General features: G+C 61.0%; 23 protein-coding genes. 11 read left to right on the forward strand and 12 right to left on the reverse strand.

Going from position 1 to position 25,920, the window contains the following annotated elements; genetic code table 11:
- Positions 1 to 149 precede the first annotated feature (149 nt).
- On the reverse strand, positions 150 to 632 hold the full coding sequence (gene rssC, locus MHH62_RS08150) for an anti-sigma factor antagonist RssC (protein ID WP_010212025.1): 483 nt from the start codon (positions 630 to 632) through the stop codon (positions 150 to 152).
- Positions 632 to 1,813, reverse strand: a complete 1,182-nt coding sequence (rssB, locus tag MHH62_RS08155) for a two-component system response regulator RssB (RefSeq protein WP_014717527.1) — start codon at positions 1,811 to 1,813, stop codon at positions 632 to 634. The genes rssC and rssB overlap by 1 nt, the downstream gene beginning before the upstream one ends.
- A 276-nt stretch (positions 1,814 to 2,089) precedes the next feature.
- Between rssB and MHH62_RS08160 the strand changes: the two genes are divergently transcribed.
- Positions 2,090 to 2,386 carry a PilZ domain-containing protein gene (locus MHH62_RS08160; RefSeq protein ID WP_003189689.1) on the forward strand — a complete coding sequence of 99 codons (297 nt, stop codon included), beginning with the start codon at positions 2,090 to 2,092 and terminating at the stop codon, positions 2,384 to 2,386.
- 137 nt (positions 2,387 to 2,523) lie between these two features.
- On the opposite strand, the gene MHH62_RS08165 is transcribed toward MHH62_RS08160, so the two are convergent.
- Positions 2,524 to 3,213, reverse strand: coding sequence for a VacJ family lipoprotein (locus MHH62_RS08165; protein WP_003189688.1), 690 nt, complete (start codon positions 3,211 to 3,213; stop codon positions 2,524 to 2,526).
- A gap of 195 nt (positions 3,214 to 3,408) precedes the next feature.
- Here MHH62_RS08165 and MHH62_RS08170 point away from each other — a divergent pair, with 195 nt between their 5' ends.
- Positions 3,409 to 4,017 carry a hypothetical protein gene (locus MHH62_RS08170; protein ID WP_003189687.1) on the forward strand — a complete coding sequence of 203 codons (609 nt, stop codon included), beginning with the start codon at positions 3,409 to 3,411 and terminating at the stop codon, positions 4,015 to 4,017.
- 111 nt (positions 4,018 to 4,128) lie between these two features.
- Positions 4,129 to 4,395 (forward strand): DUF4404 family protein, encoded by a 267-nt coding sequence (locus tag MHH62_RS08175; protein ID WP_014717525.1) that lies wholly within the window; start codon positions 4,129 to 4,131, stop codon positions 4,393 to 4,395.
- Positions 4,396 to 4,530: 135 nt separating this feature from the next.
- On the opposite strand, the gene queF is transcribed toward MHH62_RS08175, so the two are convergent.
- On the reverse strand, positions 4,531 to 5,361 hold the full coding sequence (queF, locus tag MHH62_RS08180; protein ID WP_019818237.1) for an NADPH-dependent 7-cyano-7-deazaguanine reductase QueF: 831 nt from the start codon (positions 5,359 to 5,361) through the stop codon (positions 4,531 to 4,533).
- A 66-nt stretch (positions 5,362 to 5,427) separates the two neighbouring features.
- Positions 5,428 to 5,949: a cupredoxin family protein gene (locus tag MHH62_RS08185; protein ID WP_003189683.1), complete on the reverse strand. Its 522-nt coding sequence runs from the start codon at positions 5,947 to 5,949 to the stop codon at positions 5,428 to 5,430.
- A gap of 156 nt (positions 5,950 to 6,105) precedes the next feature.
- Here MHH62_RS08185 and MHH62_RS08190 point away from each other — a divergent pair, with 156 nt between their 5' ends.
- Both MHH62_RS08190 and MHH62_RS08195 read left to right on the forward strand, forming a co-directional pair.
- Positions 6,106 to 6,786, forward strand: a complete 681-nt coding sequence (locus tag MHH62_RS08190; RefSeq protein ID WP_019818238.1) for a heavy metal response regulator transcription factor — start codon at positions 6,106 to 6,108, stop codon at positions 6,784 to 6,786.
- Positions 6,783 to 8,129 carry a heavy metal sensor histidine kinase gene (locus MHH62_RS08195; protein WP_336827318.1) on the forward strand — a complete coding sequence of 449 codons (1,347 nt, stop codon included), beginning with the start codon at positions 6,783 to 6,785 and terminating at the stop codon, positions 8,127 to 8,129. Before MHH62_RS08190 ends, MHH62_RS08195 begins: the two co-directional genes overlap by 4 nt.
- A gap of 106 nt (positions 8,130 to 8,235) precedes the next feature.
- On the opposite strand, the gene MHH62_RS08200 is transcribed toward MHH62_RS08195, so the two are convergent.
- Genes MHH62_RS08200 through MHH62_RS08210 form a run of 3 tightly spaced genes read right to left on the reverse strand, consistent with a single transcriptional unit; the run spans position 8,236 to position 11,482 of the window.
- Positions 8,236 to 9,480 carry a lipoprotein-releasing ABC transporter permease subunit gene (locus tag MHH62_RS08200; protein WP_014717521.1) on the reverse strand — a complete coding sequence of 415 codons (1,245 nt, stop codon included), beginning with the start codon at positions 9,478 to 9,480 and terminating at the stop codon, positions 8,236 to 8,238.
- Positions 9,481 to 9,540: 60 nt separating this feature from the next.
- Entirely contained in the window at positions 9,541 to 10,224 is a 684-nt protein-coding gene (gene lolD, locus MHH62_RS08205; RefSeq protein WP_019818240.1) for a lipoprotein-releasing ABC transporter ATP-binding protein LolD, read from the reverse strand.
- Positions 10,225 to 10,231: 7 nt separating this feature from the next.
- Positions 10,232 to 11,482: a lipoprotein-releasing ABC transporter permease subunit gene (locus tag MHH62_RS08210; RefSeq protein WP_014717520.1), complete on the reverse strand. Its 1,251-nt coding sequence runs from the start codon at positions 11,480 to 11,482 to the stop codon at positions 10,232 to 10,234.
- 94 nt (positions 11,483 to 11,576) lie between these two features.
- On the opposite strand from MHH62_RS08210, the gene MHH62_RS08215 reads away from it, so the two are divergent.
- Positions 11,577 to 12,155 carry a PilZ domain-containing protein gene (locus tag MHH62_RS08215; protein WP_014717519.1) on the forward strand — a complete coding sequence of 193 codons (579 nt, stop codon included), beginning with the start codon at positions 11,577 to 11,579 and terminating at the stop codon, positions 12,153 to 12,155.
- Positions 12,156 to 12,199: 44 nt separating this feature from the next.
- The gene (locus MHH62_RS08220) at positions 12,200 to 12,922 is read left to right on the forward strand and encodes a glycerophosphodiester phosphodiesterase family protein (RefSeq protein ID WP_339232813.1); all 723 of its coding nucleotides are present in this window, start codon (positions 12,200 to 12,202) and stop codon (positions 12,920 to 12,922) included.
- Between the two features lie 42 nt (positions 12,923 to 12,964).
- Here MHH62_RS08220 and sthA read toward each other — a convergent pair whose 3' ends face one another.
- On the reverse strand, positions 12,965 to 14,359 hold the full coding sequence (sthA, locus tag MHH62_RS08225; RefSeq protein ID WP_003189670.1) for a Si-specific NAD(P)(+) transhydrogenase: 1,395 nt from the start codon (positions 14,357 to 14,359) through the stop codon (positions 12,965 to 12,967).
- 214 nt (positions 14,360 to 14,573) lie between these two features.
- On the opposite strand from sthA, the gene MHH62_RS08230 reads away from it, so the two are divergent.
- Positions 14,574 to 15,107, forward strand: coding sequence for a chalcone isomerase family protein (locus MHH62_RS08230; RefSeq protein WP_103452046.1), 534 nt, complete (start codon positions 14,574 to 14,576; stop codon positions 15,105 to 15,107).
- A 171-nt stretch (positions 15,108 to 15,278) separates the two neighbouring features.
- On the opposite strand, the gene MHH62_RS08235 is transcribed toward MHH62_RS08230, so the two are convergent.
- On the reverse strand, positions 15,279 to 16,742 hold the full coding sequence (locus MHH62_RS08235) for a glyceraldehyde-3-phosphate dehydrogenase (RefSeq protein ID WP_032873405.1): 1,464 nt from the start codon (positions 16,740 to 16,742) through the stop codon (positions 15,279 to 15,281).
- Positions 16,743 to 17,082: 340 nt separating this feature from the next.
- Between MHH62_RS08235 and mfd the strand changes: the two genes are divergently transcribed.
- Genes mfd through MHH62_RS08250 form a run of 3 tightly spaced genes read left to right on the forward strand, consistent with a single transcriptional unit; the run spans position 17,083 to position 23,809 of the window.
- On the forward strand, positions 17,083 to 20,532 hold the full coding sequence (mfd, locus tag MHH62_RS08240) for a transcription-repair coupling factor (RefSeq protein ID WP_003189666.1): 3,450 nt from the start codon (positions 17,083 to 17,085) through the stop codon (positions 20,530 to 20,532).
- A 10-nt stretch (positions 20,533 to 20,542) separates the two neighbouring features.
- Positions 20,543 to 21,109, forward strand: coding sequence for a CsiV family protein (locus MHH62_RS08245; RefSeq protein WP_339232814.1), 567 nt, complete (start codon positions 20,543 to 20,545; stop codon positions 21,107 to 21,109).
- A gap of 9 nt (positions 21,110 to 21,118) precedes the next feature.
- Positions 21,119 to 23,809 carry a DEAD/DEAH box helicase gene (locus MHH62_RS08250; protein WP_339232815.1) on the forward strand — a complete coding sequence of 897 codons (2,691 nt, stop codon included), beginning with the start codon at positions 21,119 to 21,121 and terminating at the stop codon, positions 23,807 to 23,809.
- Between the two features lie 101 nt (positions 23,810 to 23,910).
- Here the strand turns inward: MHH62_RS08250 and nagZ are convergent, their stop codons facing one another.
- A complete protein-coding gene (nagZ, locus tag MHH62_RS08255; protein WP_019818244.1) occupies positions 23,911 to 24,921 on the reverse strand; it encodes a beta-N-acetylhexosaminidase in 1,011 nt (336 codons plus the stop codon).
- Between the two features lie 135 nt (positions 24,922 to 25,056).
- A complete protein-coding gene (locus MHH62_RS08260) occupies positions 25,057 to 25,764 on the reverse strand; it encodes a TetR/AcrR family transcriptional regulator (RefSeq protein ID WP_014717512.1) in 708 nt (235 codons plus the stop codon).
- Positions 25,765 to 25,920: the final 156 nt, after the last annotated feature.

A 25,920-nucleotide genomic window follows, 5' to 3' on the forward strand; every position in this document is an offset into this window, starting at 1 on the left:
TTTTGTGCGTCGGTGTCACCGCCGCCCTATGTGGGAGCTGGCTTGCCTGCGATAGCGGTGGGCCAGTCAACACTTCATCGACTGACCCTGCGCAATCGCAGGCAAGCCAGCTCCCACATTGGACTGTGTGTGTTTGAGCAGGGAAGCTGTTAGTGCCGCTCGAGTGCGTTGACGAGGTCGTGGAAGGCTTCGCGGTTGGACTCGTTGAGGCCCATCAGGATCTTGTGCGCTTCCAGCACCTTGACCCGTACGATCTCTTCGGACTGGTCCTGGGACGGCAGGTCGGTGAGGCATTCCGGGCACGGGATGGGGCGATCAACGATGTTGAACACCTGGTCAAAGCCCATGGACTGCAACAGACGAGTGATGTCTTCATGGGTGGTGACCACGGTCGGCAACAGGCCGACCTTCTGCCGCGACAGAATGGACAACTTGGCCAACAGGCCCAGGGTGGTGCTATCGATGCTGCGCGTTTCGGTCAGGTCGATCACGATCGCCGAGAAGTTCAGCGCGGTGAAGATCCGCTCGATCGTCGCATCCAGGGCCGAACACAAGGTCAGGCGCACTTCACCGACAAATTTCAGGACGAAGGTCCCGTCTTGCTCGGCGAATTGGATTCTTCCGGTACTCATCAAAGATTCCTGCTCAACACCAATAGGGCGATATCATCCGGCATCTCCCCTAGCGTGGCCAATCCAAAAACCTGCCGCAGGCCATCCAGGCTGCCGCCCGCCGACTTGACCTTTTGGGGCAAGGCGGCTTCTTTCTCTTTGAGTGTAGGCTCTGGCAAAAGGTCCAGGATGCCGTCGGACATCAGCGTCAGGCTGAAAGTCGGCGGCAGTTCCAGGATGTGGTCTTCGTAGGTGGCTTCGTTAAACAAGCCTACGGGCAGGCCACGCCCTTCCAGGTAGCGCACACTGTCAGGAGTGTACAAAACAGGCATCGGCAGGTGACCGCCAATGCTGTAGGTCAAAAGACCAGTTTCTTCGTCGATCACGCCGCCGACCATCGTCACGTGCTTGCCCAGCTTGCAGCTGATCAGGCCCCGGTTGATGTGGCCCAGCACCTCGGAGGGGGTGAACTCCGGCAAGGTGCCATTGCGCTTGGACTCGAACAACAGCCGTGTGGTCATGAACTTCAACAACACGGTCACAAAGGCAGAAGACGCGCCGTGGCCAGAAACGTCGGCCAGGTAGAACGCCACGCGGCGCTCATCGACGCGGAAATAGTCGACAAAATCACCCGACAGGTACAACGACGGGATGATCTGGTGGGCAAACTTGAATTCGTCAATCGTCCAGGGGCTCACCGGCAGCATGTTCATCTGCACCTGGCGACCGGCGTTCTGGTCTTCCTGCAGCAGGTTCAGGCTGGCTTCGAGCTCGCGGTTGGCGGTCTCGAGCTTTTCGCGGTAGCGCTGGTTTTCCAAAAGCAGGCGTGCACGGTCCAGGGCGCGGCGCACCGAATGCTCCAGCACGGCCAGGTCTTCCAGGGGCTTGATCAGGTAATCGGCAGCGCCCAGGCGCAGGGCTTCGACGGCGTCGTTCATGACACCGGCACCGGACACGACAATCACCGGCGTTTGCGGGGCAAGGTCGGTCACCTGGCGAATCAGCTCCAGGCCGCCCATCTGGGGCATGCGCAGGTCGCAGATCACAAGGTCGGGCTTGTCGCGCTCGAATACCTGGAGACCCTGTTGGCCATTACTGGCCTGCAGGACGCTGAAGCCACTGTCTTCCAAGTAGGCCGCGAGGCTCGCGCGCACTACTTCGTCGTCATCGATTATCAGCAGCGTGGCACTGGTTTTTTGCATGTGGGCAAACGGCGCCAGAATTAGGTTGGCGTAGGCGGCTCGGCAATGGCCGGGCTCACGTACTGGATTCGCTTTCTAGCCTCTCTGTCCTACAAAGCATTGGGATTTGGCCCATGCACAACGGTAAAGCAGAGGTGCCCTTCTAAGGCGCAGACGGTACTCCCATCCGTGAGGGGTTTCAAGCTCATGCCGATGGTCGCCGGGCGTCTTTACACCGCAAATCACCGGGAGTTATAAGAACCCTCACAACCACAACGCAAAGTAAGGATGGATGCTGTGAGCGAACACGAGCGCGACTACGCCGAAAAACGCGATTTCATCCGCATGCGAATAGATGCCGATGTGTCTTTGATCCATGCCGGGCAGGAGATTGCCGGTACCTGCGTGGACCTCTCCAGTTCCGGCATGCAAGTGCAGGCACCTCGCCAGTTCACGGTGGGTGACCTGCTGACCGTGCGCATTGATTCAGAACACGCTGCGCTCAGGGGTCTTGAAGCGGATACCGAGGTGGTGTGGACCAAGGCAGTAGGCGATGACCAGCATCTGGGCCTCAAGATTCTGAAAATGCGCTAACGCAGCATCCAGCCCCTGCGCAAGGGTGACGCGGAGCGTCACGGGATGCGTTCCCACGCGTAGCGTGGGGAACGATCAGCGCGCACAAAAAAGGCGACCCTATAAAGGTCGCCTTTTTCATTTCAAAACGTCACAGCTTAAAAGTCGTCAACGACCTTGCCGTCCTTGACCTTGAACTCGCGGTTCTGCAGGTAAGCGTTACGAATGAAGGTGTACTTGTCGCCGCTGATCAGCTTCTCGCTGTCGAGCAGGCTGGCGCGCACGTCGACCACGTTGAGGCCGAAGGTGCTGTTACGCCAGCCGATGTCGTTCATGTAGCGGTACGGTTGGGTGTAGCTGTCGACGTATTTGGACGGCGCATCACGCAAGGTGCTTGGGCCCAGCAACGGGATCATCACGTACGGGCCGCTGCCCACGCCCCAGTAGCCGAGGGTTTGGCCGAAGTCTTCATCGCTGCGCTGCAGCCCCATTTTGGTGCCGACGTCAATAAAGCCCAGAACGCCAAATGTGGTGTTGACCAACAAGCGGGCGGTGTCGACGCCTGCATTGTGCGGCTTGAGTTGCAGCACGTTGTTGGCCAGGTTGCCGACATCACCGATGTTGCGGAAGAAGTTGTGAACGCCGTCCTGCACAAATTGTGGGGTGACGAACTGATAGCCCTGGGCGATTGGCTTGAGGGCATAGGTGTCAACGGTGTCGTTGAAGGTGAAGATGGGGCGGTTGACGCTTTCCCACGGGTCATCTTCCGAGGCCGCTTGGGCAGCGAAAGGCGCCAACAGGATGGTGGCACACACCGATAGCTGAGCGAAGTACTGGCTCCAGCGCATAGCTTTTGCTCCTTGAATGGTCTGTCATGGGCGCTATGCCCTGAATAAGGCTGTCAGTATATGACGGAAGTGCCGATTTAGGCAGCTACCTAGAATCGTCTTAGGGAAAATGCACAAAATTCCTACAAATATCGACAGTGTCATCCCCTTGTCATGCCGCCCCGATAGCGTGGCAGCTATTTCAGGGACGTTCAGATGCCACACGCCGAGATTGCCGTCGCCGCCGCCCCCTCATTGACCGCCGTGTTATTTGGCCTGAGTGGCTGCCTGGTGGATTTTGGTTCCCTGGCGCGCACCGACTCACCTTGCGCCGACGCCGAGGCCACGCCAGGCGCGTTGAAAATCCTGCGCAGTCTCAAAGAACAAGGCGTGCCCTGCGCCTGGCTGGACGAACTGCCTCCCGCCGTGACCACGCCACTCTGCGCCGGCCTGCCGGGCTGGCTCAAGGCGGCCTCGCCCTCCTCCATTCGCTGGCCCGCGCCCCACGCTTGCTGGCAAGCCCTGATGGAGTTGAACATCGAACGCCTGGAAGGCTGCGTACTGGTCAGCGGCGAGCCGCGCCTGCTGCAATCGGGCCTGAATGCCGGTTTGTGGACCATAGGCCTGGCCTCCTGCGGTTCGCTCTGCGGCCTGTCGCCCCAGCAATGGCAGGCGCTGACCGAGCAGCAACGCGAACACAAGCGCGGCAAGGCCACGGTGGCGCTCTATGGCCTGGGTGTGCATTCGGTGATCGACCACCTCGGCGAACTCGGCACCTGCCTGGCCGACATCCGCCTGCGCCAGCTCAAGGGCGAGAAGCCCTGATCGAGATCATGCACAGTTGGCCGCAGTGGATTAATCTACAGGTCAGCCCGTAGACCTTTCACGGCGTGCCGCGGTCTATGCCAGTGCCTATCGATAAAAGGAAAGAACGTCATGCCTGATCGCGAGAAGTTACAACAGCAGGCCGATATTGTGCGTGAGCAACTGGAGAACCATCCCGAGTTGCCCGCCGAGAAACGTCAAGCATTGGAAGAGTTGATCGCCAAATTCGAAGTCCAGTTGGAAATGGAACCGGCCACCCAGACGCCCAGCATCGCTGACGATGTGAACCGGGCAGTGGAAGGTTTTGAACTGGACCATCCAGGCATTGCCGGGACGTTGCGCAATATCGTGCTGACCCTTGGCAATATCGGCATCTAACCCGAGCCCAAGCCAAACACAAAACCAAATGTGGGAGCTGGCTTGCCTGCGATAGCGGTGTATCAGTCACTTGATGAATGACTGAAAGATCGCAATCGCAGGCAAGCCAGCTCCCACAGTTTTTTGTATGAAGGCTTACTGACGCGCCAGGCGCACGTTCAGGAACTGGGTGTTCTCAGTGCTGCGATACGGGTTGATATCCAACCCACCCCGGCGCACATAGCGTGCATACACGGTCAACTTCTCCGGCTTGAGCAAGCGCTGCAAGTCCAGGAAGATCCGCTCCACACACTGCTCATGAAAGTCCGAGTGCTGGCGAAAGCTGACGATATATTCCAGCAGGCTGGCGTGATCCAGCGCCGCACCACGGTATTCCACCACCACACTGCCCCAGTCAGGCTGGCTGGTCACCGGGCAGTTGGATTTGAGCAGGTGGCTGTGCACGCTCTCCTCCACCACGCGCGAATCATCGCAACGCAGCAGTTCCGGGCGCGGGTGTTCGTAGCTGCTGACGTTGATATCCAGGCCGTCAATGCACACGCCCGGCAACGCCATCACGCCTTCTGCCTCGATGTCGGCCAGGCTGCGAATGCGCACGTTCACGGGCTTGCCGGCCGCAGCGCTGAGGTCGGTGCGCAAGGTGGCTTCAAGGCTTTGCGTATCGGCAAACGCGGTCTGGTTCAGCGAGTTGAGGTACAGCTTGAACGACTTGGACTCGATGATGTTTGGCGAGTCGGCCGGAATGCTGAATTCACCGATGGCTACCACCGGCTTGCCCGAGGGCAACAGCCAGGACAGTTCGAAGCAGTTCCAGAAATCCACGCCCTTGTACGGCAGGGTCTCGGCGCTCAGGCCCAGCTCGGCCCACTTGGCGGCGCGTGGAATCGGGAACAACAACGAAGGCGTGTAAGTGCTGATGTATTCACTGGACTTGCCCAGCGGCGAATGTTCGGCTGCGGGATGCATGGCGGAAACCTGGCTAAATAAACCGCGCCAGTCTACCAGCCTTTGCTCCCGCCCTTAACAAACGCCTCACTCAACGGTCAGTTTGCCGACCATGCCCGCCTGGTAATGCCCAGGCAGGTTGCAGGCGAACTCAAGGCCTGTGGCCTGCTTGAACGTCCAGGTCAGTTCGGCCGTCTTGCCCGGCTCCACCAACACACTGTTGGGATCGTCGTGCTTCATGCCGCCCATGTCGCCGTGGCCCATGGCGCTGTGATCCATCTTGCCCATGCCGGTGGCGGTGAGCATGCCACTGGCTTGCATCTGCAACATCTCTTTCTGGTGGGCGGCATGCATGGCCGCGTCACCCAGGTTGAACTCATGCAGCAACTGGCCTTTGTTGACCAGCACGAAGCGCACGGTTTCACCGGCCTTGACGTCCAGGGATTTGGGCTCAAAGGCAATGTCCCGCAGCGTGACTTCAACGGTGCGCGTGGCTTTATCCGCCGGGGCCGGCTGGCCGAACGCGTAGGTGTGAGTCGCATCCGCCAGTGCATTGAAACTCAACGCCAACAGGCAGCCCGCCAATAACTGGGGTGTACGCAACGCCATCTTTCACTCTCCAAAATAGGTATCCAGCTTGGGCAACACTTTAAGATGGCCTCGCTGCCAGCCAGCTGACTGCTAGATTACAACTTTGTCAGCTTGCGCCCATACCCCGGAGCCCAGGGTATAAAGGCCGGCGTCCACCTTGACCAAGAGCCCTACATGAAACTGCTGATCGTCGAAGACCAACCCAAAACCGGTCATTACCTGCGTCAGGGCCTGGCCGAAGCGGGCTTTACCACCGAACTGGTGGCCGACGGCACCAGTGGTCAGCACTTGGCGCTGACGGGCGACTATGACTTGTTGATCCTCGATGTGATGCTGCCCGGCCGCGATGGCTGGCAAATCCTGCAGGCGGTGCGCAGTGCCGGCCTGGACATCCCGGTGCTGTTCCTCACCGCTCGCGATGCGGTGGAAGACCGCGTACATGGCCTGGAGCTGGGCGCCGACGATTACCTGGTCAAACCCTTCGCGTTTTCCGAACTGCTGGCGCGGGTGCGCACCTTGTTGCGCCGTGGCAGCAGCATGCCGCAGGAGACCACGCTGCAACTGGCCGACCTGAGCCTGGACTTGATCCGCCGCCGTGTCGAGCGCAGCGGCCAGCGCATCGACCTCACCGCCAAGGAGTTCGCCTTGCTGGAGCTGCTGCTACGCCGCCAGGGCGAAGTGCTGCCCAAGACGCTGATCGCCTCCCAGGTGTGGGACATGAATTTCGACAGCGACACCAACATCATCGAAGTTGCCATTCGCCGCCTGCGCCTGAAAGTCGATGACAATTTCCCCAATAAGCTGATCCACACCGTGCGCGGCATGGGTTACGTGCTGGAGGAACGGTTCACGTGATCAAGCGCCTGTCCCTGACCAGCCGCCTGGCGCTGCTGTTTGCCGCCTGCACGGCGGTGGTCTCGTTGATCGCCGGGGTGTTGTTCAACCGGGCCAGCGAGGCGCACTTCATGGAGCTGGACCAGCAACAGCTCGAAAGTAAACTGGTGGCCCTGCGCAGCACCTTGCAGGGTGTCGCCTCACCGGAAGACCTCGCCCGGCGAACCCCTCAACTGCGCGCCGAACTCGATCACCAGCCCGACCTCGCCTTGCGCATCACCGGAGCTGGGCAACGTTGGCTGGACGGCGCGCCACACCTTCCCTTGCCCCAAGCACCCGGCCTGCACAGCCTGCAATACGCAGGCACCGACTACCGCGTATTCATCGCGCCCTTGACGCCCAGCCAACTGGATTCGCCACAACTGACCCTGATCCTCGACATCACCCACCACCAGCACTTTCTGCAACGCATGCAACGCTTGATCTGGCTGACCGTCGGCCTCTCGGCCCTGGCCACTGCCCTGCTCGGCGCCTGGGCTGCGCGCAGTGGCTTGCGACCGCTGCGGCGCATGGGCGAAGTGGCCGCCAGTGTCTCCGCCCACTCCCTCACGCAACGCTTACCCCAAGAACAAATGCCGGTGGAGCTCGCGGAACTGGCCCAAGCCGTCAACGCCATGCTGGCGCGCCTGGATGACGCGTTCCAACGCCTGTCTGCCTTCAGCGCAGATATCGCCCACGAACTGCGCACACCGCTGTCCAACCTGCTGACACAGACCCAAGTCATCCTCACCCAACCGCGCCCGCTGGAGGATTACCGCGAGGCGCTGCACAGCAATCTGGAAGAGCTGCAATGGATGGCGCAACTGGTCAACGACATGCTGTACCTGGCCAAAGCTGACCACGGCTTGCTGATGCCCAGCCGAGAAGCTCTGGATTTGGGCGATGAGGTCGACGCACTGTTGGAGTTCTTTACCCTGCTAGCGGAGGACGCACAGGTGACGCTGGTGCGCGAAGGCACCGCCCAGACGATGGGCGATCGCGGTATGTTGCGCCGGGCCTTGTCGAATCTGCTGGATAACGCGCTGCGGTTTACCCCACCGGGCGGTGAAGTGCGGGTGCGGATCGAGAGTGGCGTGACACTGACGGTTGAGAACAACGGGGAAGGTATTCCTGCGCCGTTATTGCCGCGGCTGTTTGACCGGTTCTACCGAGCCGATCCGTCGAGGCGTGCAGGTAGCAGTGAACATGCAGGCCTGGGGTTGGCGATTACCCAGTCGATTGTGCGGGCGCATGGCGGGAGGATTTATTGTGAGTCGCAGGCGGGCTGGACAAGGTTTGTGATTGAGTTGCCCAAGGGGAATTGATGCAAGCTGGGCGGGCCCTATCGCAGGCAAGCCAGCTCCCACAATTTGAGCTGTGAATACAGTCACAATGTGGGAGCTGGCTTGCCTGCGATAGCGGTCCTAAAGGTTACGAATACCTGAGCGCATGCGCCGGCTCAATCTTCGCCGCCCGATACGCCGGGTAGATCGTCGCCAAGAAGCTCAACACAAACCCCGCCGAGCAGATCAGCAACACATCCCCACCTTGCAGCTCCGAAGGCAGGTTACTGACAAAGTACACATCCGAGCTGAAGATATGCTGCCCGCTCACCCGCTCCAGCCAGCCCACCAGCTCACTCACGTTCAGCGCCGCAATCACCCCCAGCACGCCGCCGATCAAGGTGCCGACCACGCCAATCACGGTGCCCTGCACCATGAAGATCGCCATGATCTGCCGAGGTGTGGCGCCGATGGTACGCAGGATCGCGATATCCGCGCCCTTGTCGTTCACCACCATGATCAAGGTGGCGATGATGTTGAACGCGGCCACGGCGACGATCATCAGCAACAGCAGGCCGATCATGGTCTTTTCCATTTTCATCGCGCTGAACAGGCTGCCCTGGGTGTGGGTCCAGTCATCCGGCTTGTAAGCCGCGCCCAGGCTGGCGGCGATATCTGCCGAGACTTTGGGCGCTGCGTACAAGTCCTTTACCGCCAGGCGCACGCTTTGCACCTGGTTGGGCTGCCAATGCTGGATTTCAGCGGCGTCGGCCATGTGGATCAGGGCCATGGAGCCATCCAGCTCGGCGCCGACCTTGAAGATGCCCACCACATTCAGGCGCTGCATGCGCGGGGTGATACCGCCCGGGGCGCTGCTGAGCTCCGGCACGATCAGGGTCAGCTTGTCGCCCACGTTCAGGCGAAAACGCCGCGCAGTGATATCACCGACCACCACACCGAACTCGCCGGGTTTGAGGTCGTCGAGTTTGCCGCGCACGATGTGCTGGGCCACGATCGACACCTTGCCTTCCTGGGCCGGGTCGACGCCGCTGATCTCGATGGGCTGCATCGCGCCCTTATAGGAAAACATGCCATCCATCTGGGTGAAGGGCACAGCGGCGGTGACTTGCGGATTCTTCATCGCGGCCGCGGCCACCGGCTGCCAATCATCAATCGGCTTTACGCCGACGATGGTGGCGTGGGGCACCATGCCGAGGATGCGCGAGCTCATTTCACGCTGAAAGCCGTTCATCACCGAAAGCACCACGATCATCGCCAATACGCCCAGGGCGAGGCCGATCATCGAGGTCATCGAGATAAACGAGACAAAACGGTTGCGGCGCTTGGCGCGGGTATAGCGCGTGCCGATAAAAATCGATAACGGTCTGAACATTCGCGGGCACCGTTGGAAAAATGAAAAAGCCCGACCTCAAAAAACCGGGCTTGCAACAGGTCAGATAGCGACCAGATGACCTTCCTGCAAATGCAGTACGCGGTCCATCTGCCGGGCCATGCTCATGTCATGGGTCACCACCAGGAACGCGGTGCGCATCTGGGTGCTCAGTTCCAGCATCAAGTCCTTGATGCCCTGGGCGGTGTGGGAGTCGAGGTTGCCGGTCGGCTCGTCGAGCATCACCAGGCCGGGGTTGTTCACCAGGGCACGGGCAATCGCCACGCGCTGGCGCTCACCACCGGACAACTCCGCTGGCTTGTGCTCCAGGCGGTGGCCCAGGCCGACGCGTTCGAGCAAGGCCGTGGCACGCTGACGCGCTTCAGGAATCGCGGTCTTGCCTATCAACAGCGGCATGCACACGTTTTCCAGGGCGGTGAATTCCGGCAGCAAGTGGTGGAACTGGTACACAAAGCCCAACGAGCGATTGCGCAGTTGGCCGCGGGCCTTTTCATTCAACGCCGATAGTTCTTCACCGGCCAGCCATACGCTGCCCTGGGACGGCGTATCGAGGCCGCCCAGCAGGTTGAGCAAGGTACTCTTGCCGGAACCGGAACTGCCGACGATCGCCACACGCTCGCCAGGGTGCAGTTCAAGCTGCAGGTTGGACAGCACCACCACCGACTCCGGGCCTTCCTCGTAGGATTTGCCCAGGTTGCGGCAGCTCAGGATTGCTTTTTCACTCATGCCCGATTCACTCATAACGTAATGCCTGTGCTGGCTGGGTACGTGCCGCGCGCCAGGCTGGATACAGGGTGGCAAGGAAGCTCAGGACCAACGCAGCGCCGCCCACCATCAGCACGTCCTGGGTTTGCACCTGGGACGGCAAGTAATCGATGAAGTAGACGTCGGCGTTGAGAAACTTGTGGCCGATCACTTTTTCAAGCAGGGCAATGGCGGCGCTGACGTTCAGCGCGGCCAGGATGCCCACCGCCGTGCCGATCAAGGTGCCGACCACGCCGATCACGGTGCCCTGCACCATGAAGATCGCCATGATCTGCCCCGGCGTAGCGCCCAGGGTGCGCAGGATGGCGATGTCGCCCTTCTTGTCGTTCACCACCATCACCAGCGTGGAGATAATGTTGAAGGCCGCCACGGCGACGATCAGCAACAACAACAGGCCGATCATGGCTTTTTCCATGCGGATAGCCTGGTACAGGTTGCCGTGGGTGCGGGTCCAGTCGCGGGCGTAGTACTCGGTCTCACCCAGGTGCTGGGCAATTTCCCAGGCACCACGCGGCGCATCGAACAGGTCGTTGAACTTCAGGCGCAGGCCCTGCACCTGGTCGGGCTGCCAGCGATGCAGGCGGGCCAGGTCGGTGAGGTTGGTCAGGCCGATGTAACCGTCGATCTCGCCAGCACCGACGTGGAAGGTGCCCACCACGGTAAAGCGCTTCATGCGCGGGAACATGCCGGCCGGGGTCACGGTGACTTCCGGGGCGACGAAGGTCAGCTTGTCGCCAACCCCCACGCCCAGCTTGGCCGCGGCCTTGTCACCGATGACGATGCCAAAGCTGCCGGGCGCCAGCGCGTCGAGCTTACCTTGCAGCATGAACTTGTCGATGATCGAGACATTGCGTTCCTGGGCCGGGTCGATGCCATTGAGCAGGATCTTCTGCACCTTGCCGTCGTTGGTCAGCAACCCCTGCATCTGGGTAAACGGCGCGACCGCCACCACCTTGGGGTTCTGCTGGACCTTGGCGGCCAGGCTTTGCCAGTCGTTGATGGGCGCATCGCCCTCGATGGTCGCGTGGGGCACCATGCCCAGCACGCGGGTGCGCATCTCATGATCGAAGCCGTTCATCACCGACAGCACCACGATCATCACGACCACGCCCAGGGCGAGACCGATCATCGAGGTCAAGGAAATGAACGACACAAAATGATTGCGACGCTTTGCACGGGTATAACGCGTGCCGATAAATACGAAGAGAGGTCTGAACATGTCGGGGCTTGTTCGGAGGAAAAGAAGACGTCCCGGTGGCGGGGTCTGGTCAGCAGCTTTACACTCAGACCATTACCGTTACCTGGGGTTCGCCATGTCGACATTAGATGAAGAAGAGCGCCGCGAATACTACCGTATCGATGACATGATCGCACTTCAAATCAAACCCCTGTCTGGCCCCGACGCGGCGAGCAAGGAAGTGTTGCTGGATGATTCGCCGCTGTTCAATCTGCTCAGCGAACTGCATCTGAGCGAATTCGAAGCCCAGCACCTGCTGCGCCAGATCAGCGAGAAAGACCGCAGCCTGGCGGCCTTCCTCAAAGTGCAGAACAAACGCCTGGATCTGCTCAGCCAGGTCATGGCTCGCGGTTTGCTGAAGGAGGTGGGCGCGCCGCAACCGGTGATCCTCTCCGAAGGCGGCATCGACTTCCAGCACCCGACACCGCTGCCCGCCGACACTCACCTGGCGGTCAAGCTGGTGCTGATGCCCCAGGCGCTCGGCCTGTTGCTGCGCGCGCGGGTGACCCATTGCGACCCCAAGGGCGACGGCTTTGATGTGGGCACGGAGTTCGAGTCCATGACCGATGCCCAACGCCAACTGCTGGCGCGCTATATCCTGCAGAAACAGGCCCAGGAACGCCGCCTGGCGCGAGAACAAAGCGAAGACCTCTGAATGCGTATTCACGACGCCAGCCATCCTGGCGCAAAGGAGCAACTGTGACCCTGATTTACGGCCACCGCGGTGCCAAAGGCGAAGCACCGGAAAACACCCTGACCAGCTTTCAGGAATGCCTCAAGCACGGCGTACGCCGCTGCGAACTGGACTTGCACCTGTCCATGGACGGCGAGTTGATGGTCATCCACGACCCGACCCTCAAGCGCACCACCGACCGGCGCGGCAAGGTCGTCGAGTACTCGGCGGCTGACCTGGTGAAGATGGACGCACGCAAAGGCGGCCCAGGCTGGGTAAGCCCCTGCCCGATTCCACGTCTGGAGGAGCTGTTCGAACAGTGCGACTTCGATCACTGGCAACTGGAAGTCAAAAGCGCCTCGCGTACCCGTGCCGCCACCACTGTGCTGGCGATTCGCGAAATGGCTGTGCGCTTTGGCTTGATGGACAAGGTCACGGTGACGTCAAGTTCGCGGGAAGTGCTCAAGGCCGCCGTGGAACTCACCCCGGACCTGCCACGCGGCCTGGTCGCTGAATACGCCTGGCTCGACCCGCTGAAGGTCGCGCAGAACTACGGCTGTGAGTATTTGGCATTGAACTGGACGCTGTGCACCCCCGAGCGGCTGGAAAAAGCCCAGCGCCAGGGCTTGCATGTGTCCGTGTGGACAGTCAACGAACCTGCGCTGATGCGCAGGCTCGCCGACTTCGGCGTAGATAGCCTGATTACAGACTTTCCCGGTTTGGCCACTGCCACCCTCGAGAATTACTGAAATCGGTCTCCCCGGCCGGCTCAGGCCACCGGCCGGAGCCGCTCAAAAAAGCCGGTTGAGGCCGTCGTAGGCCGCTACCCGATAGGCTTCGGCCATGGTCGGGTAGTTGAAGGTGGTGTTGACGAAATACTTGAGGGTATTTTGCTCACCTGGCTGGTTCATGATCGCCTGGCCGATGTGCACGATCTCCGAGGCCTGGTAGCCGAAGCAATGCACGCCGAGTACTTCCAGGGTTTCGCGGTGGAACAGGATTTTCAGCATGCCTTGCGGCTCACCGGCAATCTGCGCACGCGCCATGCTCTTGAAGAACGCCTTGCCCACTTCGTAAGGCACCTTGGCCTTGGTCAGTTCGTGCTCGTTCTTGCCGATCGAGCTGATCTCGGGAATCGTGTAGATCCCGGTCGGCACGTCGTTCACGTAGCGCCAGCTGCCGTTGTCGACAATGCTGCCAGCGGCCGAGCGGCCCTGGTCATGGGCGGCACTGGCCAGGCTTGGCCAGCCGATCACGTCACCGGCGCCGTAGATGTTCGGCACGCAGGTGCGGTAGTTCTCATCCACTTCGATCTGGCCACGGCTGTTGACCTTGACCCCAATATTTTCCATACCCAGCTTGTCGGTGTTGCCGGTACGGCCGTTGCACCACAGCAAGGCGTCGGCCTTGATCTTCTTGCCGGACTTGAGGTGCAGGATCACACCGTTGTCCAGGCCTTCGACCCGCTCGTACTCTTCGTTATGGCGCACGGTGATGTTGTTGTTGCTGAAGTGGTAGCTCAACGCCTGGGAGATTTCCGAGTCGAGGAAGCTGAGCAACTGGTCGCGGTTGTCCACCAGCTCGACCAGTACCCCCAGGCCACTGAAGATCGAGGCGTATTCACAGCCGATCACGCCGGCGCCGTAGATGATCAGTTTGCGCGGGGTATGGCCCAGGCTCAGGATGGTGTCGCTATCGTAGATACGCGGGTGGTGGAAATCGATGTCCGCCGGGCGATACGGGCGCGAACCGGTGGCGATGATGATGTGCTTGGCCACCAGCTTCTCGACCACACCATTGGCGCAGACCACTTCGACGGTTTGCTCATCGGCAAAACTGCCGGTGCCGAAGAACAGGTCGACGCGGTTACGGGCGTAGTAGCCGGTACGCGAGGCGACTTGCTTGGAGATGACTTTTTCAGCGCTTTTCAGTACGTCCGGGAAGGAGAACCAGCGCGGCTCACCAATGGCCCGAAACATCGGATTGGTATTGAACTGCATGATCTGCCGTACCGAGTGACGCAATGCCTTGGACGGGATGGTACCCAGGTGGGTGCAGTTACCGCCGACCTGGCGACGGCTATCGACCATCGCCACCTTGCGCCCTGCTTTGGCAGCGTTCATCGCCGCACCTTCTCCAGCTGGGCCGGAACCCAGTACCACCACGTCGTAGTTGTAGACAGCCATGCGTACTCCTCAGAACAGGCCAGGCGTACGGTTGGACGCCGGGCTAAATCATGCCGCGGCCAGCGTGCATGAAGGACAATTTGGCTCAAGTGTGTGAACCGGGGCACAGTCTATAGAAGGCCGAGCGCCGCGAACATTAACCCTTGGTCGCGTCGTAGGCCAGTGTTGCCATACTACAGGACGCAAACCAGCGCCGAATTCAGGATGAGCCATTATGCGACAACTATTTTTCTGTTTGATGCTGATGGTGTCGCTCACGGCGTACGCCAACGATGCACAGCGGCTCAAGCAGGCAAGCTTCCCCGCAAAGGTTGCGGGGCTGGCCCTGAAAAACCAGGCGGTGTTCAACTATCTCTGGGCGGATGTGTATGCCGCGGCGCTGTATGCACCCGCTGACCTGCCGGCAAAGCAGGCTTGGGACCAGCAGAAGGCTGTGCGCCTGGCGCTGTATTACTTTCGCGACATTGATCGCGATGATGTGATCAAGGCGGCCACCGTCACCTTGGAGCGCCAGCAAGCCAATGCCGGGTTGAACCCAGAGATAGCCAGGCTGCACGCGCGCTTTCGGGATATTCGCAGCGGTGATCGCTATGCCCTGGATTTTCGTCCGGGGCGCGGGTTGAATCTGGAGATTAATGGCCAGGTGGTGTTCAACAGCCCGGACGCTGAATTAGCGAAGGCCTACCTGGGTATCTGGCTCGGGCCCAAAGGGCTGTCGGGCAGTTTGCGCAACACGCTACTCAAGTGATGGCGGCGTTGACGGTTCCATCGTCATCGCAGGCAAGCCAGCTCCCACAGGTAAATGCAGTTCAACTATGGGAACTGGCTTGCCTGCGATAAGGCCTTCCCAGGCACCACAAAAACCACAGGCATAAAAAAGCCCCGAACCAGTCGGGGCTTTCTCATTCAGCGCACAGGCTTAGCGCGGAAACGCAGGCGGGTTGACCCCAGCCATGTCTTCCATCACGCGAACCACCTGGCAGCTGTAGCCGAACTCGTTGTCGTACCACACGTACAGCACAACACGGTTGTCCTGGGTGATGGTCGCTTCGGCGTCCACCACACCGGCGTGGCGCGAGCCAACGAAGTCGGTGGAGACCACTTCCTGAGAATTGACGAAGTCGATCTGCTTATGCAGGTCGGAGTGCAGCGCCATGTAGCGCAGGTACTCGTTCATCTCTTCGCGGGTGGCGGCTTTCTCAAGGTTGAGGTTGAGAATGGCCATCGACACGTTCGGCGTCGGTACGCGGATCGCGTTACCGGTCAGCTTGCCGGCCAGTTCAGGCAGCGCCTTGGCAGCAGCGGTGGCAGCACCGGTCTCGGTGATTACCATGTTCAACGCGGCGCTACGGCCACGGCGATCGCCCTTGTGGAAGTTGTCGATCAGGTTCTGGTCGTTGGTGTACGAGTGAACGGTTTCAACGTGGCCGTTAACGATGCCGAACTTGTCATTCACCGCCTTGAGCACCGGCACGATGGCGTTGGTGGTGCAGGACGCGGCGGACACGATCTTGTCGTCAGCGGTGATTTCAGCGTGGTTGATGCCGTGCACGATGTTCTTGAGCTTGCCTTTGCCAGGCGCGGTCAGCACAACGCGGTCAACACCCGGGCAAGCCAGGTGCTGGCCCAGGCCCTCGGCATCACGCCATACGCCGGTGTTGTCCACCAGCAGGGCGTTCTGGATGCCGTACTGGGTGTAATCCACCTCGGTCGGGTTCTTCGCGTAGATCACCTGGATCAGGTTACCGTTGGCGGTGATGGTGTTGTTTTCTTCGTCAATGGTGATGGTGCCGTTGAACGAGCCGTGTACCGAGTCGCGACGCAGCAGGCTGGCGCGCTTGGTCAGGTCGTTCTCGGCGCCTTTGCGCACCACGATGGCACGCAGGCGCAGGCCGTCGCCGCCACCGGTCTTTTCGATCAGGATGCGCGCCAGCAGGCGGCCGATACGGCCAAAGCCGTACAGCACCACGTCGGTGCCTTTACGGGCGGCAGCGTTTTGCTGGCCAACCACATCGGCCATTTCTTCACGCACGAACTGCTCGGCGGTGCGGCCAGCGCCTTCTTTGCGGAATTTGTAGGCCAACTTGCCCAGGTCTACCGAAGCCGCGCCGAGCTTGAGCTCGCTCATGGCTTTGAGCAGCGGGAATGTTTCGTGGACGGAGAGTTCGCTGTCGTCGGCGGAGCGATGGCGCGCAAAGCGGTGAGCTTTGAGAATCGCGATGACAGACTGGTTGATCAGGCTGCGGCCATAGATCGAGCTCACCACATTGTTATTGCGGTACAGCTGACCGATAAGCGGAATCATCGCTTCAGCGAGTGCTTCACGGTCGATCCATTCACCAAGACACTGGTCGGGCTTCTGAGTCACGGGAACCTTCCACATGTAGGGGCAGAAAAAAGGGGCTACATTATGTCGCCCGACTGAGCGTTGAGCAATGCGCGAAGGGCAACAAAAAGCCCTTGCAAAAAAATACCACCGCGCTACAGCCCAGGAAATACGCGGGTTCCAGAAGGCCACTAGTTTGGTGAGCAGGCCGACTTGTCCGTAACTCTCCTAAACATTCGCGCATTTTGGCACTACATATTGAGTCAAAACCCGCCATTGTTTGTCTTAGCCACTACATTTCCTGCAAACCGTAATAGGCACAGTCAGCAACTGACAGGCGGCACCTGGGGCCGTTACAATTACCGACTTTGTCGCAACGCTTGGAGCTCAACCTTCCGTGCCCGTTCTGCGTCTACCGTTACTCCCTGCCGCGGCAGGTAAACAGCACTGGGGCAACCTGCCCGGTGCCGCCCTGAGCCTGGCCATTGCCGAGGCTGCCAGCGCAGCCAAGCGCTTTACCCTGCTGCTCACCGCCGACAGCCAAAGTGCCGAACGGTTGGAGCAGGAGCTGAGCTTCTTCGCCCCGGATTTGCCGGTGCTGCATTTTCCCGACTGGGAAACCCTGCCTTACGATCTGTTCTCGCCGCACCAGGACATCATCTCCCAGCGCATCGCCAGCCTGTACCGCTTGCCGGAACTGGCCCACGGCGTGCTGGTGGTGCCGATCACCACCGCCCTGCACCGCCTGGCGCCGACCAAGTTCCTGCTCGGCAGCAGCCTGGTGCTGGACGTAGGCCAGAAGCTCGACGTCGAGCAGATGCGCACGCGCCTGGAAGCCAGCGGCTACCGCTGCGTCGACACGGTGTACGAGCACGGTGAGTTTGCGGTGCGCGGCGCCTTGATCGACCTGTTCCCGATGGGCAGCAAGTTGCCGTACCGCATCGACCTGTTCGATGACGAAATCGAGACGCTGCGCACCTTCGACCCGGAGAACCAGCGTTCTATCGACAAGGTCGACTCGATCAAGCTGCTGCCGGCGCGGGAGTTTCCGCTGCAAAAAGACGCGGTAACACGCTTCAAGGCGCGCTTTCGTGAGCGCTTCGATGTGGATTTCCGTCGCTGCCCGATCTTCCAGGACTTGAGCAGCGGGATTACACCTGCCGGTATCGAGTACTACCTGCCGTTGTTCTTCGACGAGACCTCCACCCTCTTCGACTACCTGCCCCAGGACACCCAGGTGTTCTCGCTGCCGGGTATCGAACAGGCGGCGGAAAACTTCTGGAACGATGTGCGCAACCGCTACGAAGAACGTCGCGTCGATCCATCCCGGCCTTTATTGCCGCCCGCTGAACTGTTCCTGCCAGTTGAAGACTGCTTCGCGCGCCTGAAAAACTGGCCGCGTGTAGTAGCCAGCCAGCAGGACGTGGACGCCGGCAGTGGCCGCGAGCGTTTCCCGGCGAGCGCGTTGCCCGATTTGGCGATCCAGGCCAAAGCCACGCAACCGCTGGAGGCGCTGTCGAACTTCCTCGGCGACTTCCCGGGCCGCGTGCTGTTTACCGCCGAATCCGCCGGGCGTCGCGAAGTGCTGCTGGAGCTGTTGGAACGCCTGAAGCTGCGACCAAAAACCGTCGACAGCTGGCCTGACTTTGTCGCCAGCAAAGAGCGCCTGGCGATCACCATCGCGCCGCTGGACGAAGGGCTGCGGTTGGATGACCCGGCGCTGGCCTTGATCGCCGAAAGCCCGCTGTTCGGCCAGCGCGTGATGCAACGCCGTCGCCGGGAAAAACGCGCCGATGCCAACAACGACGCGGTGATCAAGAACCTCACCGAGCTGCGCGAAGGCGCGCCGGTGGTGCATATCGACCATGGCGTGGGCCGCTACCTGGGCTTGCAGACCCTGGAGATCGACAACCAGGCCGCCGAATTCCTCACCCTGGAATACGCCGAGGGCGCCAAGCTCTACGTGCCGGTGGCCAACCTGCACCTGATCGCCCGCTACACCGGCAGCGACGACGCCTTGGCGCCGTTGCATCGATTGGGCTCCGAGACCTGGCAGAAAGCCAAGCGCAAGGCCGCCGAACAGGTGCGCGACGTGGCCGCCGAACTGCTCGACATCTATGCCCGCCGTGCTGCCCGCGAAGGTTATGCCTTCGCTGACCCCAAAGCCGATTACGCCACCTTCAGCGCTGGCTTCGCGTTCGAAGAAACCCCGGACCAGCAAACCACCATCGAAGCGGTGCGCGCCGACATGCTCGCGCCCAAGCCGATGGACCGCCTGGTGTGCGGCGACGTGGGCTTCGGCAAGACCGAAGTGGCCATGCGTGCAGCCTTTATTGCGGTACACGGCGGTCGCCAGGTGGCGATCCTGGTGCCGACCACCCTGCTCGCCCAGCAGCACTACAACAGTTTCCGCGACCGCTTTGCCGACTGGCCCGTGACCGTGGAGGTGATGAGCCGCTTCAAGTCCGCCAAGGAAGTGAACGCCGCCGTTGCCGACCTGGCCGAGGGCAAGATCGACATCGTCATCGGTACTCACAAGCTGCTGTCGGACGATGTGAAGATCAAGAACCTGGGCCTGGTGATCATCGACGAAGAACACCGCTTTGGCGTGCGCCAGAAAGAACAGCTCAAGGCCCTGCGCAGTGAAGTCGACATCCTCACCCTCACCGCCACGCCAATTCCGCGCACGCTGAACATGGCGGTGTCGGGCATGCGCGACCTGTCGATCATCGCCACGCCACCGGCGCGTCGTTTGTCGGTGCGCACCTTTGTGATGGAGCAGAACAAGAGCACGGTCAAGGAAGCCCTGCTGCGCGAACTGCTGCGCGGCGGCCAGGTGTATTACCTGCACAACGACGTAAAGACCATCGAGAAATGCGCCGCCGACCTCGCCGAACTGGTACCTGAGGCCCGTATCGCTATCGGCCACGGGCAGATGCGCGAGCGTGAACTCGAACAAGTGATGAGCGACTTCTACCACAAGCGCTTCAACGTGCTGATCGCCTCGACCATCATCGAGACCGGCATCGACGTGCCGAGCGCCAACACCATCATCATCGAGCGTGCCGACAAGTTCGGCCTGGCGCAGCTGCACCAATTGCGCGGTCGCGTCGGGCGCAGTCACCACCAGGCCTATGCCTACCTGCTCACACCGCCGCGCCAGCAGATCACTTCCGATGCGGAAAAACGCCTGGAAGCGATCGCCAATACCCAGGACCTCGGGGCCGGCTTTGTATTGGCCACCAATGACCTGGAAATCCGGGGTGCCGGTGAATTGCTCGGCGACGGCCAGAGCGGGCAGATCCAGGCGGTGGGTTTCACGCTGTATATGGAGATGCTCGAACGCGCGGTAAAAGCCATCCGCAAAGGCGAACAACCGAACCTCGACCAACCCTTGGGCGGCGGCCCGGAGATCAACCTGCGCTTGCCGGCGTTGATTCCCGAAGACTACCTGCCGGATGTGCATGCACGGTTGATCCTGTACAAGCGCATTGCCTCGGCGGCCGACGAAGAAGGCCTCAAGGACTTGCAGGTAGAGATGATCGACCGTTTCGGCCTGCTGCCGGAACCGACCAAGAACCTGGTGCGCCTGACCCTGCTCAAGTTGCAGGCCGAGCAGTTGGGCATCAAGAAAGTCGACGCCGGGCCGCAAGGCGGGCGTATCGAATTCGAAGCGCAGACGCCGGTCGACCCGTTGGTGCTGATCAAGCTGATCCAGGGCCAGCCCAACCGCTACAAGTTCGAAGGGGCTACGCTGTTCAAGTTCATGGTGCCGATGGAACGCGCCGAAGAACGCTTCAACACTTTGGAGGCGCTGTTTGAACGCCTCATTCCGAAATCCGTTTAAGGACGCCCCCATGCGCGTGTTCCGCATTTTGAGCCTGTTGTTGGTGGTACTCGCACCTTCGGCCTTTGCCGACAGCCTGTATCAGGTGGAAATGATCCTGGTGCGCCAGAATGCAGAACCAGTGATCAACAGCCGCGCCGCCCCGGAAAACTGGGATGCGGGCGCGCCGCGCCTGGGTGAGCGGATGAGCCCGCCGCGCCTGGGCAATATCGTCGACAAGCTGCGCGCCGACGCCAACTACACGGTGCTCGCCCACAAGGCCTGGGAGCAGAACCTGGGCGAGCAAGCGGTGAAGGTGGCGATCACCGACGGCCAGGAGCAATTCGGCCAGTTCCCTATCGAAGGGGTGCTGAGCCTGCAACTGGGGCGCTTTACCGATATCGACGCGGACTTCTGGATCAACCAGTTCGACGGCAACGGCAGCGTGATCGCCAGCGAGCACTTGAGTCAGAAAGACGTGCGCACCAAGAACAACCAGCTCAACTACCTGGACGGCGGCCACCTGGCGCTGCTGATCAAGATCACCTCGCTGACCGTCAAGCCACCCAGCGCACCACCGCCCGACCTTCAGGACTGATTGCGCGCCATGCCCCTGACGTCGTCGTTGACCAAACCCCTGGCCCTTTCGTGGGCCAATCGCTTCAAAGAGCAAAGCCTCGAGCGCGGGCGACGCTACGCCCTGGAGAACCGCGTGCGCATCGTCGAGTGCGGCGACAGCACCATCACCGCCAGTTGCGAAGGCTCGGGCGGTAATGTTTACCGCCAGACCATCTCACTGCGCGAATCGGCCAAGGGCCTGCTGATCCTGGTGGACAGCCGCTGCACGTGCCCGGTGCACACCAACTGCAAACACATCGCGGCGGTGCTGCTCAAGGTCCAGGAAACCCTGGCCTACCCGGCAGCGGCTCAGGATGCGCAACTGCTGGAGAAGCTCCAGGCGGTGCTCGATAACCGCGTGGTCCTGCCGCAAGTGGTGATGGACGACGTGCAGCCGGTGCCACGCCTGTGGCTGGCCAGCGTGGAGTTCAGCGCGTTCGAACCGCGCAACGGCAAGATGCAGCGCTATATCCAGCACCGTGCGGCGTTGTCGTTCAACTACCTGGGCAACTATGTCAGCGGGCAAAAAAATGCTGACATCATTGTGCGCCAAGAGACGCAGAGCCTGCGGATCAAGCGCCATCCCGAGCAAGAACAGGCCTATCGCGAATACTTGCGCCTGCTTGGCTTCAAGATCGCCACGCGCCAGAGCAAGGCCCTGCCGGAAAGCGCCGGCGAGCTCTTCGAAATGGTCAATGACAGTGCCTGGCTGAACTTCACCCTCAATGTGTCGCCCACTTTGCGTGCCGAGGGCTGGGAGCTGCAGATCGATGAAGACTTCGGCTTTGACCTCAGCCCCGTCGATGACTGGTATGCCACGGTCGATGAAGGGCCGGAACGCGATTGGTTTGACCTGGAGCTGGGCATCATCGTCAACGGCGAACGTTTGAGCCTGCTGCCGATCCTGCTGAACCTGATGCGCTCCCACACCGAGATCCTCAACCCGGAGAAACTGGCGCGGCGCCGCGATGAAGAGCTGATCCTGGTGAACATCCCCGGCCTGCCCAACGGCCACGGCCCGCTGCAAGTGGCGCTGCCCTACGGCCGCTTGAAGCCGGTACTGGCGACCCTCGGCGAGTTTTACCTGCAGGAAGCCGGCACCACCGCGCTGCGCCTGGCCAAGGCCGACGCCATACGCCTCAACCCGCTGGAAGACCTGCCACTGCAATGGGAAGGCGGCGAGAAGATCCGCAACTTCGCCCAGCGCCTGCGCGATATCAAGGATTTCACCTGCGTGGCGCCCGAAGGCCTGAATGCGACCTTGCGCCCCTACCAGCTGGAAGGTCTGAGCTGGATGCAGTCGCTGCGCCAACTCGAGGTGGGCGGGATACTCGCGGATGACATGGGCCTGGGCAAAACCTTGCAGACCCTGGCGCACATCCTCACCGAAAAAAACGCAGGGCGCCTTGATCGGCCGTGCATGGTCGTGATGCCTACCAGCCTGATCCCGAACTGGCTCGATGAAGCCGCGCACTTCACCCCGCAGTTGAGAGTGCAGGCACTTTATGGCGCGGGGCGTAAGAAACATTTCGCCAACCTGAATGACTACGACCTGCTGCTGACCACCTACGCCCTGCTGCCCAAGGACATTGAACAGCTCGCCGCCCTGCCCTTGCACGTCTTGATCCTGGATGAAGCGCAGTACATCAAGAACCCGTCCAGCAAGGCGGCCCAGGCCGCACGCGAGCTGAATGCACGCCAGCGCCTGTGCCTGAGCGGCACGCCATTGGAAAACCACCTGGGTGAACTGTGGTCGCTGTTCCACTTCCTGTTGCCGGGTTGGCTGGGCGACGTGAAGAGCTTCAACCGTGATTACCGCGTGCCGATTGAAAAGCGTGCCAGCGAGGTGCGATTGCAGCACCTCAACGGTCGGATCAAACCCTTTCTGCTACGCCGCACCAAGGAACAAGTGGCAACCGAACTGCCACCCAAAACCGAAATCATCCACTGGGTCGACCTCAACGAGGCCCAGCGCGACGTGTACGAAACCATGCGCCTGGCCATGGATAAAAAGGTCCGCGACGAGATCACCCGCAAGGGCGTGGCTCGCAGCCAGATCATCATCCTCGAAGCCCTGCTCAAACTGCGCCAGGTGTGCTGCGACTTGCGCCTTGTCAACGACGCCACCCTGCCCGCCCGTGGCAGCAGCTCGGGCAAGCTCGACAGCCTGATGGACATGCTCGACGAGCTGTTTGCTGAAGGCCGCCGGATCCTGCTGTTCTCACAGTTCACCTCGATGCTGAGCCTGATCGAGGCCGAACTGAAAAAGCGCGGCATTGCCTACGCCCTGCTGACCGGCCAGACCCGGGATCGACGTACACCGGTGAAGGATTTCCAGAGCGGTAAGTTGCAGATCTTTTTAATCAGTCTCAAGGCTGGCGGCGTGGGCTTGAACCTGACCGAAGCCGACACGGTTATCCACTACGACCCCTGGTGGAACCCAGCCACGGAAAACCAGGCCACCGACCGTGCATACCGCATCGGGCAGGAAAAGCCGGTGTTCGTGTACAAGATGATTGCCCGGGGCACGGTAGAGGAGAAAATCCAGCACTTGCAGAAGGAGAAGTCCGATCTGGCTGCGGGCGTGCTGGATGGGCGAACCACGGGGGATTGGCAGTTGGGCAATGAGGAGATTGAAGCGTTGTTTGCGCCGTTGCCCAATAAGCAAGAAAAGCGCTGACTGTTCGGCCGCCTTCGCGAGCAAGCCCGCTCCCACACCTGACTGTATTCACAAATCAAAATGTGGGAGCTGGCTTGCCTGCGATGGCCGCGCTTCGGTTTTCAGTCGATCAACTGCGCATCGCGCAACGCAGTAAGCGCTGTCAGCCAACGCGGGTCCTGCTTATAGTCCGTCGAGGCAACCGCCTGCCCACGCATACGCGCAATCCGCGCCGATGGCGTGACCTTCATCCGCTGTGCTGCACTGAGCGCCAGCTCGGCCGCCGCACGGTCATTGCACACCAAGCCCATGTCACAACCGGCGGTCAGCGCCGCTTCGATACGGCTGGCCGCATCGCCGACCACATGGGCGCCGGCCATGGACAGGTCATCGCTGAAGATTACCCCGTCAAACTGCAACTCACCGCGCAGGATGTCCTGCAACCAGCGGCGCGAAAAACCAGCAGGCTGGGCATCGACCTGCGGGTAGATGACGTGCGCCGGCATCACGGCGGCCAATTGCTTGCTCAGGCGTGCGAAAGGCACCAGGTCATTGGCGCGAATCTGCTCCAGGCTGCGTTCATCATTGGGAATGGCGACGTGGGAATCGGCCTCGGCCCACCCATGGCCAGGGAAGTGCTTGCCGGTGGCGGCCATACCGGCGCTGTTCATGCCACGGATAAAGGCACCCGCGAGCACGGCAGCGCGCTCGGGGTCGCCTTCGAAAGCACGGGTACCGACCACGGCGCTGCGTTGGTAGTCGAGGTCCAGCACGGGGGCAAAACTCAGGTCCAGGCCCACCGCCAGCACCTCGGTGGCCATGATCCAGCCGCACTGTTCGGCCAGGTATTCAGCGTTGGGGTTATCCGCCAGCGCACGCATGGCCGGCAGGCGCACGAAGCCTTGGCGCAGACGCTGCACGCGACCGCCCTCCTGGTCCACGGCCAACAGCAAGTCCGGGCGCACTGCACGAATCGCGGCGCTCAACTCGCGAACCTGGCGCGGGTGCTCGATATTGCGCGCAAAAATAATCAGGCCGCCCACTTCCGGTTGGCGCAACAGATGACGATCCTCGGCCGTGAGCCAGGTACCGGCGACGTCGACCATCAAAGAACCTTGCAGGGCAGCAGTCATAAACCTTCCTTAAATAACGCACACAACCCGTCGTCCTTGCCAGGCACGGCAAGGACGACGGGTTGCGAATAAATAGCTGAAATCGGCATGGCGGCTAGCTTAGCGGATGCAAGCGGCCGCGCCCACCCGCAGCGATCAAACCTTGGCGGCGACCGGTACGGTTTTGCTGCGTGGGCGCAACTGGGCGGCGGCCATGGCCGGGTCGCTGACGCCGGTTTCGGCGCGCATGCCAGCGGCAAGGAACGGCACCATCAGGCGCATGACTTGCTCGATGGACGTGTTCACACCGAAATCGGTCTCGGCAATTGCCCGCAGCGCCTTGATACCCGACATGCTGAAAGCTGCGGCACCGAGCATGAAATGCACACGCCAGAACAGCTCGATAGGTGGAATACGCGGGGCCGCTTCGTTGACCAACAGCATATAGCGGCGGAACACCTTGCCGTACATGTCTTCCAGGTAGCGGCGCAAGTGGCCCTGGCTCTGGCTGAACGCCAGGCCCAGCAGGCGCATGAAGATCGACAGGTCGTTGCCGCTGCGAGGCTGCACGACCAACGCTTGCTCCACGAGGATTTCCAGCAGCTCTTCCAGGCTCGGCTTGTGATCGGCCTTGGCCTGGCGGCGTTCCAGCTCACGGTCGAGGCTTGTGCAGAACGGGCCCAGAAAGCGTGAGAACACCGCCTGGATCAGGGCCTTTTTCGAGCCGAAGTGGTAATTCACAGCGGCCAGGTTGACCCCAGCCTTGCTGGTGATCAGGCGCAATGAAGTTTCAGCAAATCCTTTTTCCGCGAACAATTGCTCGGCAGCATCGAGAATGCGTTCAACGGTTTCCGACTGGGCCATGGCTACTCCGCCTGACAAACACTTGTTTGAAACATACGTTTCAGAGTGTGTCTTGTCAAGCCTGCGGGTCCGCTTTGCGGCTGGTCAGTCATCTGATTCATCGCTATTTAATCACATCCTTGCAGCTGTGTAGGCTGCGCCGCTTCTGCTCTGTAG

It is taken from the genome of Pseudomonas sp. FSL L8-0168 (genome assembly GCF_037976155.1).
Lineage (GTDB): Bacteria > Pseudomonadota > Gammaproteobacteria > Pseudomonadales > Pseudomonadaceae > Aquipseudomonas > Aquipseudomonas paracarnis.